At 35.0% G+C, this 15,238-nt stretch carries 10 protein-coding genes; 2 read left to right on the forward strand and 8 right to left on the reverse strand.

Annotated elements, in window-relative coordinates:
• Nucleotides 1-240: 240 nt before the first annotated feature.
• From BUC31_RS01810 to BUC31_RS01835, 6 genes are all read right to left on the reverse strand, one after another.
• Nucleotides 241-2,673: an ABC transporter permease gene (locus tag BUC31_RS01810; protein WP_073240710.1), complete on the reverse strand. Its 2,433-nt coding sequence runs from the start codon at nucleotides 2,671-2,673 to the stop codon at nucleotides 241-243.
• A gap of 324 nt (nucleotides 2,674-2,997) precedes the next feature.
• A complete protein-coding gene (locus BUC31_RS01815; RefSeq protein WP_073240712.1) occupies nucleotides 2,998-5,415 on the reverse strand; it encodes an ABC transporter permease in 2,418 nt (805 codons plus the stop codon).
• 56 nt (nucleotides 5,416-5,471) lie between these two features.
• Nucleotides 5,472-7,820, reverse strand: a complete 2,349-nt coding sequence (locus BUC31_RS01820) for an ABC transporter permease (RefSeq protein WP_073240713.1) — start codon at nucleotides 7,818-7,820, stop codon at nucleotides 5,472-5,474.
• Between the two features lie 104 nt (nucleotides 7,821-7,924).
• The gene (locus BUC31_RS01825; RefSeq protein ID WP_027065904.1) at nucleotides 7,925-8,620 is read right to left on the reverse strand and encodes an ABC transporter ATP-binding protein; all 696 of its coding nucleotides are present in this window, start codon (nucleotides 8,618-8,620) and stop codon (nucleotides 7,925-7,927) included.
• A gap of 65 nt (nucleotides 8,621-8,685) precedes the next feature.
• On the reverse strand, nucleotides 8,686-9,936 hold the full coding sequence (locus BUC31_RS01830; RefSeq protein WP_073240715.1) for an efflux RND transporter periplasmic adaptor subunit: 1,251 nt from the start codon (nucleotides 9,934-9,936) through the stop codon (nucleotides 8,686-8,688).
• Between the two features lie 56 nt (nucleotides 9,937-9,992).
• Nucleotides 9,993-11,339: a TolC family protein gene (locus BUC31_RS01835; RefSeq protein WP_073240717.1), complete on the reverse strand. Its 1,347-nt coding sequence runs from the start codon at nucleotides 11,337-11,339 to the stop codon at nucleotides 9,993-9,995.
• Nucleotides 11,340-11,540: 201 nt separating this feature from the next.
• On the opposite strand from BUC31_RS01835, the gene BUC31_RS01840 reads away from it, so the two are divergent.
• Complete coding sequence (locus BUC31_RS01840; protein WP_073240719.1) at nucleotides 11,541-12,905, forward strand: sigma-54-dependent transcriptional regulator; 1,365 nt, start codon at nucleotides 11,541-11,543, stop codon at nucleotides 12,903-12,905.
• Nucleotides 12,902-14,251 carry a sensor histidine kinase gene (locus tag BUC31_RS01845; RefSeq protein WP_244533992.1) on the forward strand — a complete coding sequence of 450 codons (1,350 nt, stop codon included), beginning with the start codon at nucleotides 12,902-12,904 and terminating at the stop codon, nucleotides 14,249-14,251. Before BUC31_RS01840 ends, BUC31_RS01845 begins: the two co-directional genes overlap by 4 nt.
• A gap of 2 nt (nucleotides 14,252-14,253) precedes the next feature.
• Here the strand turns inward: BUC31_RS01845 and BUC31_RS01850 are convergent, their stop codons facing one another.
• Nucleotides 14,254-14,598 (reverse strand): MGMT family protein, encoded by a 345-nt coding sequence (locus BUC31_RS01850; RefSeq protein ID WP_027065899.1) that lies wholly within the window; start codon nucleotides 14,596-14,598, stop codon nucleotides 14,254-14,256.
• A 13-nt stretch (nucleotides 14,599-14,611) separates the two neighbouring features.
• Nucleotides 14,612-15,238, reverse strand: coding sequence for a LysE family transporter (locus tag BUC31_RS01855; protein ID WP_073240721.1), 627 nt, complete (start codon nucleotides 15,236-15,238; stop codon nucleotides 14,612-14,614).

Raw genomic sequence — 15,238 nt, forward strand, 5'->3', positions numbered from 1 at the left:
ATTGATGCTTAGCCTTCACTAAGTACATGTTGATGATTGATGACATCAAATACAAGTCTAATTCCGTGCCACACTATTAATCACCTAATTAACAACATCTTACATATTTTTCTAATTATTCTAGTGTAAAATATTTTGACAAAACATGTACAATATATTTACAAAGACTACGCTAAAAATAGATTGTTACACAATTTTATGATTAGGATTCAATCAACATTAGATGTATAAAAAACGATTTTAGTCTGACCGTAAACTTTTTACAGGGTTTACTATTGCCGCTTTTATACTTTGATAACTTACCGTTACAATAGCCACTACAATTGCTAAAACCGCTGCGAGTACAAAAACCCCAAGTCCTATTTCTATTCTATAAGAGAAATCTTCTAACCACTTATTCATGGCAAACCAACCCAATGGCAAAGAAATGAGAATTGCTACACCTACTAATTTTAGAAAATCTACTGTAAGTCTATATGAAATCTGACTTACAGTAGCCCCTAACACTTTTCTAACGCCAATTTCTTTTGTACGCTTTTCAGCATTAAAGGCAGCTAATCCAAATAATCCTAAACAAGCAATGAAAATGGATAGAATAGTAAAAATGAAAAATATTTGACTCAGCTTTTGTTCCGAGTTATAGGTGGAATAAAATGCTTCGTCCATAAATTGATAATCAAAGGGTTGACCAGGCGCCATGGTGTTCCAAATATTCTCAATCTCCGCAATTGACTCTGAATAGTCACCACCACTTAACCTTACCGCCATATTCTCTGCGTTATTTTCGATGTGCAATCCTAATGCACCAATATTCTCGCGAAGCGATTTAAAATGAAAATCTTTAACCACCCCAATTATAGTATAGTAGGTAGGGTTTTCCATATCAATTTCTTCGGAAATCCTCATTCCCAAAGCTTCTTGAGCTGTAACGTTTAAAATTGGTAAAGTAGCTTCGTTGATAATAATTGCCGTAGAATCTGATGCATACTGTTTGTTGAAATCGCGCCCAGCTACAACATCCATTTCTAACGTCTTCAAATAATCCATGTCTACATCCCAAGTCTGCATTTGAATTGCATTTTCCTGACTTTTGGTTCCTTCTTGGAAGAAAGAACTATCTGACCGCCATGATGGCGTAGGGTAAAAATTACTTAGCGTAACATTTTCTACGTTGCCCATTTTAAGGATTTCTTCTTTAAATGCATTTGTTTTAGATCCTAACGGACTAATTTCATTGATTAACAACACCTGGCCTTTTGTGAAACCCAAATCTTTACTCTGTATATAATTCAATTGCTGAAAAACTACCAACGTACTTACTATAAGAAATACGGAAATTGAAAATTGAAATATTACCAAAGCATTTCTTACCCTACCATTACCTACACTTTCAGATGCTCCACCTTTAAGTGTTTTAACTGGGGTAAACCTAGACATGAAAAAAGCAGGATAACATCCAGAGAAAAGCCCTAATAGTATTGTTGCTGCCAACACCAAAAGCCAAAACAAAGGTTGTGTAAATGGTATTGCAATAGACTTACCGGTAAATCCGTTAAAAAACGGCAGCGTAATCATGGTAATCAATAAGGCAGCTATCAATGAAATAAAAGCTATTAAACCAGATTCTGTCAAAAATTGAAAAATCAAATTCATTTTATTAGAACCCAATGTTTTTCTTACCCCAACTTCTTTGGCTCTTTTTAAAGAGTGAGCCGTAGACAAATTCATAAAATTTACACTTGCCAGAATAATTAAGAATAGCCCAATAAAAGAAAGTATATAAATGTTTTGCATGCTGCTGGTAGCATTCATTTCTGAGCTTCTATCTGAATGTAAATGAATATCTGTCAGCGCTATAGTATGGTAGCGTATATAATTACCAGATGCCGCAAATGATTCTGCAGTCATACCCGGAAAATACTTTTGTGCCCATGGTAACATATACCTTTCTAGCATGCCCTGTAACGGTGCTTGAAAATCTTCAACTTTAGCTTCCGGTATTAATTTTACAAACGTAAAATAGTTGTTACTACCCCAAAGTTCTTCTCTAGACGCAACATTACCTGCCATAGCCAAAAAGACACTATACTCATTAAAATAAGAGTTTTTAGGCATGTCATCTATTACCCCTGTTACCGTATAAGTATCGGAATTATCTAAAAGCATATTTTGCCCTAAAACATCTGTTGACCCAAAGTATTTTTCTGCGGCAGTTTTTGTAAGCACTAATGAATTTGTGCCCGTTAAAGCAGTTTTTGAGTTTCCTGCCAATAAATCAATACCAAAGAATTGAAAGAAAGTTGAATCGGCGTAGGTTACTTTGTTCTCTTTAGAACTTGTTTCACCACCTACCTTTTTCACGTACATACTACCCAAAGTTCTAAAACGAACTGTAGACTCTACTTGCGAGTAATCTCTTTTTAAAGCACCAGCCATAGGTGGAGCAGATTCTGCTGCTTTAATTTCTGCACCTCCAAATTTTATATCGGCATCTATTCGATAAATACGATCCGCATCGGCAAACATTTTATCATAGCTCAACTCATCATAGATGTATAATGAAATCATTAGAGCACCGGCCATACCAATAGCAAGTCCAAATGTATTTAAGAAAGTAAAAAAGGCTTGCTTTTTTAAACTTCTCCAAGCGATTTTGATATAGTTTTTAAACATGGTTCTCGTTTTTTGATTGGTGTTGATTATTATTACTTAACTATCAAAGTCTAATTTCATGCCACATCTTTAAATTATTAATTATCAGTTAGTTAAGTTATAAACTAATCTAATAAGTGTAAAATATTTGGACAAAATATGTCTAATATATGTACACCCATGAATTTAAAATCATCATGAACTAAATTCTGTTCCAATGCTTTTTATAAGTTTTGCAACTATCGATTTTTAATAATTTTAAACATGATTCTCGTTTTTTGATGTTTCGACTGCGCTCAGCACAAATTGATGATTAGGTGCTACGCACCTTAAATTGATAAAATCCTATTCGGACCTCAACCCTTTTAATGGTTGTAAAAGTGCTGCGCCTATAGATTGGTAGCTTATCGTAATAATGGCAATAGTCAACGCAATACCCGAAGCAACCAAAAATATGCCCCACCCAATGGTAATATGATATGCAAAATCTTGAAGCCAACGGTTCATTAAATACCAACCTATAGGAATTGCTATACAGATGGATATTAATATCAGCTTCATAAAATCTAGCGTAAGTAATTGATAGATGCTTTTAAAAGGCGCACCTAGTACCAACCGTATACTGATTTCTTTTTTGCGTTGCTCTACCATAAAAGCAGATAATGCGAAGAGCCCTAAACATGCTACAAAAATGGCAAAAATGGCAAAACTGTTGAAAATTTTTCCCATGCGCTGCACATCATCATGCATACGTGTAAACTCTTGGTCTAAAAAGTTATAATTGATAGCTTGGTTTGGCACATTCTTATTCCAAACTCCTGTTATACTTGCCAATGCTTCATTAATATTTCCTTTATTTAACTTTATAGAAACGGCTCCGTTATCTTTTCCTATAACAAGCGATAATGAAGAAATATCTTCTTTTAAAGACTTAAAATGAAAATCATCTACAACTCCTATTATAGTAAATGCTTGTCCGTTATTATCAAGCTCTTTTCCTATTGGATCCGCTAACCCAAGCTCTTGCACCATTTTTGAATTGATTACAATGGAGTTAATGGAGTCTAAGGCAAATTCCTTTGAAAAATCTCTTCCTGCTTTTAGCTTTAATCCTAAGGTTTTTATATAATCATAATCTACTCTCCAAATTTGAGCAGGTATACCTCTACCTTCATTTCCCTCATTTGCTTTCCTAAACGTATTACCGTTTCTACTTGCACCATCTACCGGCAAATAATTGGTTACCGTTGCACTTTTTACTTGAGGTAATGCTAAAAGTTGCTCCTTAAAGGAATCCATGCGGTTGCGTAAAATTCCCGCCCCTTCAAGTACAACAACTTGCTCTTTATCATATCCTAACTCTTTTTTAAGAATATAGTCCATCTGCTGATAAATAATCAACGTACCAATAATTAAAATGACCGATGTAGTAAATTGAAAAACGACTAATCCACTTCTAAGTTTGGCACTTTTACCTCCTATGCTAAGACTGCCTTTTAATACATTGACCGGTTTGAAAGCCGATAAATAAAATGCAGGATATAACCCGGCAATAGCCCCAACCAATAGTGATGCAATTAAAAGTACTGGTAAGAACCACCATGCAGACCACGGCATTGCTGTTGTCTTGGCAGCAATAGTATTGAACGATGGTAGTAATGCCCATGCCAGCAATACACCCATCACAAATGAAATGATACTGAATAAGACTGATTCCGTTAGAAATTGAGCAACAAGATTATGTTTAAAAGCACCAATGGTTTTTCTTAATCCCACTTCTTTAGCTCTATTGGCTGACTTTGCTGTTGATAGATTAATGAAGTTAATAACCGCCAACAATAACACAAACCCAGCAATGGCAGCAAATAACCATACAAAACGAATATCACCATGCTTCAACCCATCTGCCATCTTAATATCTGAATACAGATGAATATCGGTTATAGGTTGTAATTTGTATTCTATAGTTCTAAGTACCTCTATAAAATCTGGAGCACGACCTCTGTCTATTTGCGCGGGAATCACATAATCTTCAATAATAGAAAGCATTTTTTTTTCTAGTTCTTGAACATTCGTATGCTCATCGACCAATACATATGTAAAATAGTTCTGATTGGTCCAGCTCATACGCGTATCTTCTATTGGAAGCAGAAAATCGAAATTAAGGTGTGAGTTTTTGGGAACATCTTTCATGATACCCGTTACGGTATATGGCTTAGCCGAATCATCATCTAAAATAATGGTTTCGCCAATTGCTTTTCCATTTTTAAAATATTTGTCCGCCTTGGTTCTGGAGATGACTATGCTCTTAGGATTCGTAAGCGCTGTTGCCGTATTACCCTGCTCTAGCTGAATTTCTAAAATATCGAATGCCTCTTGATCGGCGAGTACAAAACCTTCTTCAAAATTGTTCTGCACTTCGCCTTCTAAATGCATGGCATGTTTACCAGCGCCAAATATTTCAATAGTATTTACCTTTCCCGCTTTTAATATTTCAGGAAAATCGGCTTCTAATGCATCTGCCAAAGGCAATTGAAAATGGGTGCTTTTTACTTGCTCTCCATTAAACATGCCTTGCATGACTACCCTATAGATTTGATTTTTTTTCTCGTAATGTTGGTCATAGCTAACCTCATTTCTAATAAATAATGCGATTAATAAACAGGCAGCTATACCAACGGCAAAACCACCAATTTTAATGGTGGTGAAAAGCTTATCTTTTTTAATACTTCGCCATGCTGTTTTAATGTGATTTTTAAACATGATTCTCGTTTTTTGATGATTGATGATGTGGTGAAATTCACCTAATATTTTTTACTTCATTCTGTACGTAAACTATTTACAGGATTTGCTCTAGCTGCTTTTAAAGCTTGAAAACTTATGGTTAATAATGCAATGGCAATTGCAATTGTACCTGCTATAATAAAAGCCCAAGCGTTTATAGAAATTCTATATGCATAACCTTCTAGCCAATTTTGCATAAGTAACCATGCAATTGGACAGGCAATTACTATTGCGATAATGACCAACTTCATAAAATCTTTTGACAATAAGCCTACGATACCAGCAATACTTGATCCCAAAACTTTTCGGACTCCAATTTCTTTTCTACGTTGATCTGCAGTAAACGCAGATAACCCAAATAACCCTAAACAGGAAATAATAATAGCAAGTAATGCAAAGATTTGAGAAAGGCTTCCTATTAGTTTTTCGCTTTTAAATTTGGCGTTGTACGTGTCATCCACAAATTCATATTCAAAAGGAAATGCCGGATTGTGTTTCTTTAACACCGTTTCCATAGTTGACAATGCTGTTGCGGTTGCTATACCTTCCTTCGCTTTTACATATAAAAAACGTGCTTCATCATGATAGTTGAAAAATATCACCGGATCACTAGAGCCATACATATCGTCATATAAATAATCTTTAACGACACCGATTACGGCATAATCGTTCTCAATTGTTTTACCAACTGCGCTACCTGCACCCATTAGTTTTGCAAAAGACTCACTTACTATTAAATTAGTACTGTCTTTTAATGGATTATCACTAAACCCTCTACCTTCTAGAATTGTCATCCCAGTAGTTTTAAAAAAATCAGCACTTATATATCGTGTAGAAACTAACACATCTTCTGTGTCAACTCCACCCTGCCATTCTAAACCAGATGTATTATTCCCGCCAGATAGAATATCTGAATTATTAAGCCCAATGCTCTCTAGCATACCAGATGCCTTCATATCTTGTGCTATAGGATTGAAGTTCTTTATGATATCTCCCTTTACAGGTATCTTAACCAAGTTTTCTTTGTCGTACCCTAAATCTCTTCCTTTAACATGTTGAACTTGTTGATACACAATAATGGTACTAATAATAAAGACAATGGAAACCACAAACTGGGTAGCCACCAATCCTTTTCTGATAAATGGGGCACTACCTTTTGATATTCGCGAACCCTTTAATACATCTACCGGTTTAAAAGAAGACAGATAGAACGCCGGATACCACCCTGCAACTAATCCACAAACTAAAGTTATGCCCACTAAAGTCAAGATATGTACCGGACTCCCTAAACTTAAATCTAATTGCTTATCTATAAGTGTATTAAACTGCGGAATAAGAAGTTTTAATAATACTATGCTCAATGCTGCAGATAATGTTGCAGTAATCACTGCTTCTGCCATAAACTGAGATATGAGTCCTTTTCTACCTGAACCCAATACCTTTCGTACCCCAACCTCATTAGCTCTCTTTTCGCTTCGCGCAGTAGCTAAATTCATGAAATTGACACAGGCTATCAATAGTATAATAATTGCTATAAGACTGAACAGACGTACATATATAATTTGTCCTCCAACATTTTTTCCTCCTTCAAAATTTGATTTTAAATGCCAATCTTTCATTGGATGAAGAAAGGCGTACGCGTCATCCTCTTCGGTTTTTATAGGTAGTATTGCCTTCACCTTTTGGTTGACTATATCGAAATTTGCTTCGGGAGCAAGTTCTACAAACGTATCGGAAAAATTAGCTCCATACTCTAGCATCCAATCTTTACCAACAGCGAATCTTTCAAAAGGTGCAACCCAGTCAAAACTATAGGTTACATTACTTGGCAAATCTTCAAAAACTCCAGAGATAGTATAATTAGTATCATTATTAACCCTAAGAACTTTACCAACAACCGAGCTATTTTCACCATATAGTTGCGTAGCTGTTTGTTTTGATATTATAATAGCATCGACCTCATTAAAAGCAGTTTCTAAATTACCTTCCACAAAAGAAAGACTGAACATGCTCAAAAAATCAGGGTCTACATACTTACCTTTTTTATTGATAGATTTATCATCTACCTGCAACAGTAAATCATCTCTTTTGGTTCTAGCTGCACCAACAATACCTGGTACTTCCGTTTTTAAAGCTTCTGCTAAAGGACCGGGAGTTGCTTGAAAAAAAGTTCGCCATTCACCATCATACTGCTGATTAGTTGGTATATAATAAATTACATCTTGCTTTGCGAAATTTTCGTCATAACCTACCTCATCTTCTACCCAAAGTAAAATCATAGCGGCACAGGTTATACCTATTGCCAGCCCAAAAATATTGAGCATACTATAGCCCTTATTTTTCCAGAGGTTTCGCCAAGCGATTTTGATGTAGTTCTTAAACATGATATTCGTTTTTTGACTGATTAATTATATATCCTTGATTAAGGGATAAGTTTGGTTGGTTTGGTTTGATGGCTGACTAATTGTTGATTGATGAATAAACTCCCTTACATCATGGCTCCAATTGCCCTGTTTTGACTTTCGGTAACAATTTGACCATCGAATAGATTTACAACTCTGTGTGCGTAGTGCGAATCTCTATCTGAGTGTGTAACCATTACTATAGTGGTTCCTTCTTGGTTCAATTCCGTTAGTAAATTCATTACTTCAATTCCGTTTTTAGAATCTAGGTTACCCGTTGGCTCATCGGCTAAAATTAACTTCGGATTTGTTACAACCGCTCTAGAAATGGCAACACGTTGCTGCTGACCACCTGATAACTGTTGTGGAAAATGCTTTTCTCTATGCGCTATTTTCATACGCTCTAGCACCTTCATCACTTTTTCTTTGCGCTCTGCCTTACCCATTTTTAAATAGATTAAAGGCAATTCAACATTTTCATATACCGTTAGTTCATCTATAAGATTAAAGCTTTGAAAAACGAAACCTAAATTACCCTTACGTAACTGGGTTCGTTGGCTTTCTTTTAAACCACCTACTTCATTACCGGCAAAATTGTAGCTTCCATCTGTAGGATTATCTAGCATGCCTATGATATTCAGTAAGGTAGATTTACCACAACCTGAAGGTCCCATAATTGCTACAAACTCACCATCTTCCACTTTTAGGTTGACATTGTTCAACGCCAAGGTTTCTACTTCTTCTGTTCTAAAACTCTTTTTTAGGTTTGTTATGGTTATCATTTTATATTGATTTTAATTGTTAGTATAAAGACATCTTTGTAATGCTTTATGTGACAGTTTATGTGTTATTTTAATACGATTCTTTCAGCCTCCCCGAAATTATCATAGTTACTTGTTATTACCTTTTCACCAGATTCCAAACCTTCTAAAACTTCATAGTATCTGGAATTCTGCTTTCCTATTCTTATATTTCTTTTAATAGCTTCTCCACCATCCGTGTTAACAACAAAAATCCATTGTCCGCCAGTACTTTGAAAAAAGCTTCCTTTTGGTAATAAAAGTGCATCGTTAGATTCTCCTAATTGTAATTTAATGTTGTAGCTCTGACCCGATCTAATAGTTTCTGGTTTGTTATCGGTAAAAACTAAGTCCACCTTAAATCTCCCGTTTCTAACTTCTGGATAAACCTTTCTTAATCTTAATGGAAACTCAGCTCCGTTACGTTCTAAAACAGCTACTAAATCTCTTTTTACACGATCAATATAATGCTCGTCAATATCTGCTTCAATTTTATAATCGGTCAAAACATTTATTTGACCTATACGCTGACCTTGTGCAATACTTTGCCCAATCTCAGCATCTAAAAATCCTAATTGACCATCTGCAGGAGCACGTACATTTAAGTGATCTAGTCTTTGATACACCATCCCCAAGGTCTTTTGCATACGGTCTAAATCTGTATCCAAACCTTTTAATGAGGTTGAACGTAATTCATCATCTTGTACGGTTTGCACTTTTATAATCTCATATTGCTTTTGAGACAATTCATAGTTTTCCTTTGATAATTGAAAAACTTCCCTTGAAATTAATTCTTCATCAAACAACGCTTTATTTTGCTCATAATTTCTCTTCAATCGTTGCAAATCTGTACTTGCGGTTGCCAATGATTTTCTACCTTCAACTTGTCTTGAATCGAAATTTAATTTTGTTGATCGCAAATCATTTTGCTTCAATGCCAAATTACTTTCGCTTGCTAAAATCTGCTCGTACAAATTCATGTTTTCCAGCTTAAGGATGATATCTCCCTTTTTTACCATGGCACCTTCTTCAATAAGTTTTTCACTTACCCTACCTCCTTCATAAGCATCCATATATATTGTGGCTATTGGTGCTACGTTACCATTTATAGTAATGTAATCGTCAAATTTCCCAGCGGAAACCTCAGCTATTGACAGCTTGTCTTTTTCTGTTCTAAAGGTTGAAACAGAACTAGCAAACAATAATTGATACCCCACAAATAGTAGTAAAACCCCCAATGCGATGTAACCGTAATGTTTCGGTTTAAGACCTTTTTTCTTTTCTAATTTTATATCCATCTTTTTCTTAATTCGTTGTTCGTTGTTGGTTAATCGTTAATCGCAGAGCTCCATTTCTAATTGATATCAAAAACTGGCAGACCTCTGTAAAAATCTAACGTACTCTTGTTTATTTCTGACCTTAATTTTACTTGTAAATTTTCATTTTGGGCACTGGCGTATAAATTCTTGGCGGTAAAAAGCTCCAAGGCATTGATCAAACCTTTTTCATATCGTTTTTGAGCAATAGTAAAAGCTAGATTTTGAGCTTCCATTTTCTGGTTACTCTGTACCAACTCTACCTCAAGTGAGTTATAGTCTTGTACCAATTGCTGTATTGCTTGAAACAATTCTTGCTCTTGTGTCTTTAGGTTATTCTCTGCACGAAGCTTTTCTATTTTAGATTGTTTTACCCTAGATCTTGCAGACCACCCGTTACTAATAGGTACATTTAAATTTACACCTATATATTGTGAAGTATTGTCTCTAAACTGCTCTCTAAATGGTAACGTATTACCTAAGGTATCTCTTGTGGTTTCAAAATAACCTGTACCTATACCAGCAAAAAATGATAAAGAAGGATATAGCCTACCTCTTGATACTGCCACCTGTTTTTTAGCCGCTTTTGCTCTAAACTCCTGTGCTTTTATCATTGGCAAAAACGCTCTTGCTTCTGTATAAATAGAATCAGATTTCATTTCTTCACTTTCAAAATTAGATACTTCTTCTTGCAGGTCTTTTTGAATTGCTATTTCTGATGTATTCTCTAAATTCATTTCTTGAATTAAGGTCAGCTTTGCAGAAGCCAATTGATTATTGCTTTGCGTTACGTTCAATTTATCTGTCAATAACAAAGATTCTGCCTCATATAAATCTGCTCCCGCTTTTAAACCCAATTCTACTTGCTTCTCTACCAAGTTATAGTTGGATTGCGATACAATTAATTGCTCTTTAGATATTTCTACTAATCCTTCAAAAAATTGGATATCATAAAAAGCTTGCATTACCCTAAATGCCAAAAGATATTTTTGTTGCAACACTTCCTCTTGGGTTGCTTTAAATAAAAATTTTGATGCTTTTATCGAATTGATTTTTTGAAATCCCTGAAACAGATCAATCGAAGATTCTAAAGAATAGTTATTAGAATAAAAGTCTTGATTTACAAACGTTCCCGTATTAGGATCTTCTGCTCTACCGTAGCTAATTAAATAACTAGAAAATGCATTTACAGATGGCAACAGGTTACGAACAGATTGTCTATATGTCTCTCTATTGCCCTGGTTAGTATACTCGAAGTCATTTAACTGTAAATTATGCTCTAAAGCATAAGTGACGCACTCATCTAATGTCCAAGTTTCTTGTGCAATAATAGATCCCCAAATGGAGCATATTAAAAATGTCGCTATTTTAAATTTTTGATTCATTTCTTAATTGGTATGCCATTCTCTATACTATATGCGTGCCACAACTTTAATTTATTGATTTACAGTATTTTATATATTATAAAAATTATTTTTAATAGCATCAGTGTAAAAATGTTGTACAGATAATGTCAAATATTTTTACACTGACATGAAAATACGAACTTCTCTATGTAGATTTAGAAGAGTTAATAGAATGTTGCCATGATCGATGCTAAAATACTTGTTGTAGATGATACCAAAAGTGTATTGAGCGCTTTAGAGATATTATTACAGTTTGAATACAAAAGTGTTCAAACCATTTCTAACCCCAATCTACTCACCTCATTCCCCAACCTAAAGGAGATTGATATCATACTATTGGATATGAATTTTTCTGCGGGAGTAAATACCGGTAATGAAGGATTGTATTGGCTACGTGAGATAAAAAAGAAAGCTTCGCACATATCGGTAATAATGATGACCGCTTATGGCGCAGTTGAACTTGCGGTAGAAGCTATTAAAGAAGGGGCTACCGATTTTGTATTAAAACCTTGGAATAACGAACGACTGCTAACTACCGTAAAATCTGCTTACGAGCTTAGGAAATCTCAGAAAGAAGTTCAGCATTTAAAGCAAAAAGAAAGTAACCTTAAACAGGTAATTAACCAGAATACAAATTACATTATCGGTAATTCTAAAGCACTAAACGGTGTATTGAGTCTTGTGCAAAAGGTTGCCAAAACAGATGTAAACATTTTGGTTACCGGCGAAAATGGAACCGGAAAAGAATTAATTGCTAGAGAGCTTCATAAATCATCGGTCAGAAATAATGAGGTCTTCATCTCGGTAGATATGGGATCTATCTCAGAAAATTTGTTTGAAAGTGAATTATTTGGTCATGTTAAGGGTTCTTTTACCGATGCCAAAGAGGACCGAGCAGGAAAATTTGAAGCTGCTAACGGCGGAACGTTATTCTTAGATGAGATTGGAAACCTTTCACTGCAAATGCAGGCTAAACTACTCTCAGTGATACAAAACAGAGTTGTGGTTCGTGTTGGCTCAAATAAACCTATTGCTGTTGACATACGTTTAATATGTGCCACCAATTGTAATTTAGACCAAATGGTAGCAGAGGGACTCTTCCGTGAGGATCTTTTATATAGAATAAACACCATACAAGTACAAGTACCGGCATTAAGGGAACGTGATAATGATGTTCTGGTGCTATCCGATTTCTTTTTAAAGAAATTCGCTAATAAATATGGAAAGCCCAGTTTAAAAATAAACCAAACAGCACAAGAAAAATTAATGAGCTATGCCTGGCCTGGCAATGTAAGGGAGCTTTTGCATACTATGGAACGTGCCGTTATACTTTCTGAAGGAAATGTACTAAAACCAACAGATTTCTTGTTAGAATCCAAAACAACCATGACCATGGAAAACGGTCCAAAAACCCTTGAGGAAATGGAACTGGTTATGATTACAAAAGCCCTTAACGATAATGATGGCAATTACAGTGCCGCTGCCGACCAATTAGGTATTTCAAGACAGACGCTTTACAATAAACTTAAAAAATCGGGTAAATGATGGTTAGCAAAAGTATATACTACCAACTTGTTTTTAGAATTATTCTAATAGCTGTTTGTGCCCTTTTAACCGCATTCCTATTTGCAAAAGAGCATTATTTACTCGCCATCATATTAACCCTTGTTTTTATTGGACAAACTTACGGACTCATACATTACGTTAACCAGACTAACAGGAAAATAGCTTACTTTTTTGATGCTATAAAGAATGAAGATTTTACCTTACGTTTTCCTGAAAAACTAAGTATAAAATCTATTGAAGAGCTGAATCATAGCTTAAATATGCTAAATAACATGATTCAAGATATTCACGTAAAAAAACAAGCTCAAGAACAGTATTATCAAGAAATATTAAGACAGGCAGACATTGGTATTTTTACCATCAATGAAAAAGGACATATTCTTTATGCTAACCCAACTGTTCAAAACCTACTTAATTACAGACCGCTCAACCACATAAAACAATTGAAACAAATAGACCCAAATCTTTATGGTCTTTTTGAATCTTTAAAGCCTTTTGAAAGTACCTTATATTCCTTAGGCAATGAGCGTGGAAAAAAAGAACTAACCCTAAAATGCACCCCTATTTCTATTGAAGGAAAGCAATTATTATTAGTGATTGTTCACGATATTCAAAAAGAACTGGATGACAAAGAAACAGATTCTTGGGTAAAACTAATACGTGTTTTAACCCATGAAATCATGAATACCATTACACCTATTACTTCAATATCCGAATCTATTTTAAAATATTTCAAAAAAGGAAACCAGCTTTCTACTCCCGAGGAATTTGGCGAACTACAGATAAAAAATTCCGCAAAGGGTCTTGAGGTAATTAAAGAACAGGGTAATGATTTAATGAGCTTTGTACAGTCATATAGAACTTTTTTAAGTGTGCCAGATCCAGATAGGGAATTGATACCTGCGAGCAAGATTTTAGAAAAGGTTCGTCTTTTACTACAAGAATATACCAATGGTCATAACATCATTTTAGAGGTCTCTTCTGATCCAGAAGATTTAGAGCTATATATAGATGAAAAGCAGCTTACACAAATACTCCTAAACCTAGGTAAAAATGCTCAACAAGCTTTAGAAGGGCAAGATGAGGGTAAAATCATCATTAAAGCAGGAGAAGGACCTGACGGAAAAAAATATATTACAGTAACAGATAATGGACCCGGAATTTCACCTGAACTTATAGATGAAATTTTTGTACCATTTTTCACCACAAAAAATACTGGAACAGGTATAGGACTAAGCTTAAGCAAGCAAATTATGCGCTTACATGGCGGGTCTATAAGGGCAGTGTCTAATGAAACAACAACGTTTACATTGAACTTTCAGTAGTATTATAATTCCGCCTTGAGCTCTGTAAATGGATCCCAAAAGTAGTTTTCTAGTTGTACTATTTGCAAATCTTTTATTACTACTCCCTCACCTTCTAACAGTTGTTGCATGAGGTTAGTACCATCAAAATGATGCTTTCCAGTAAGAAGTCCGGCTTTATTGACCACTCTATGCGCAGGAATATCATCCATATTATGCGAAGCGTTCATAGCCCAACCTACCATTCTTGCACTACGGGCCGCACCTAAATATTTAGCGATAGCACCATAGGAAGTCACACGCCCCTCCGGTATTAACCGCGCTACCTGATATACTCTTTCAAAGAAATTCTCATTTTCAGGTTTCATCGGCTACATCTGTTTAATTAAACAATCTAAAAGCTGTTATCACAAACAACAACACCATTAATCCGCTTAAAATAAAATTACTGTTCTTAGAGAATGACTTTGTTTTATGCTCCCACTTATTAAAATAAATAACATATAAATACATGGCAAGAAAAGTACCACTGCCAGCAGCCAGAATGAACAAAACCTCATCTATGATTTTAAAGGTCATAAATCCTTGAGAATGAAAAACCGTATTTAATCCGCTATAATAAGGTATTGCCAAAAGATTAATAAGTGCCAAGAACACTCCTTTAGAAAAACTATTTCTTTTTTTAGTCTCGGTAAGTATTAACGGCTTATTCTCTTGCTTTCTACCTTTTATAAAAAATACAATTGCCAATACAAAGAAAATTCCCAATGCCAATTGTAACAATATTTCTATTACATGCTGATTTCTAGAAATTAGTTTTGCGATACGTACAGATATATACGTTTGCAACATGACGGCAAGAGCAACACCCAAACCAAAAATTATTCCATTCGTCTTTCCCTTTTCTACACTGGTCTTTGCTGCATTTAAATTCAGCAAACCGGGTGGTAGTGACGCGAAGAAGGCCGCACCAAAAGTGAATACAAATAAAATAGGTAATTGTTGCAT

Origin of the sequence: Maribacter aquivivus (assembly GCF_900142175.1) — a bacterium.
Classification (GTDB): Bacteria; Bacteroidota; Bacteroidia; order Flavobacteriales; family Flavobacteriaceae; genus Maribacter; species Maribacter aquivivus.

Coding starts and splice junctions, on each gene's coding strand:
- BUC31_RS01855 (WP_073240721.1), bottom strand. CDS start 15,238: ATGCAACAATTACCTATTTTATTTGTATTCACTTTTGGTGCGGCCTTC.
- BUC31_RS01850 (WP_027065899.1), bottom strand. CDS start 14,598: ATGAAACCTGAAAATGAGAATTTCTTTGAAAGAGTATATCAGGTAGCG.
- BUC31_RS01810 (WP_073240710.1), bottom strand. CDS start 2,673: ATGTTTAAAAACTATATCAAAATCGCTTGGAGAAGTTTAAAAAAGCAA.
- BUC31_RS01835 (WP_073240717.1), bottom strand. CDS start 11,339: ATGAATCAAAAATTTAAAATAGCGACATTTTTAATATGCTCCATTTGG.
- BUC31_RS01815 (WP_073240712.1), bottom strand. CDS start 5,415: ATGTTTAAAAATCACATTAAAACAGCATGGCGAAGTATTAAAAAAGAT.
- BUC31_RS01830 (WP_073240715.1), bottom strand. CDS start 9,936: ATGGATATAAAATTAGAAAAGAAAAAAGGTCTTAAACCGAAACATTAC.
- BUC31_RS01845 (WP_244533992.1), top strand. CDS start 12,902: ATGATGGTTAGCAAAAGTATATACTACCAACTTGTTTTTAGAATTATT.
- BUC31_RS01820 (WP_073240713.1), bottom strand. CDS start 7,820: ATGTTTAAGAACTACATCAAAATCGCTTGGCGAAACCTCTGGAAAAAT.
- BUC31_RS01825 (WP_027065904.1), bottom strand. CDS start 8,620: ATGATAACCATAACAAACCTAAAAAAGAGTTTTAGAACAGAAGAAGTA.
- BUC31_RS01840 (WP_073240719.1), top strand. CDS start 11,541: ATGATCGATGCTAAAATACTTGTTGTAGATGATACCAAAAGTGTATTG.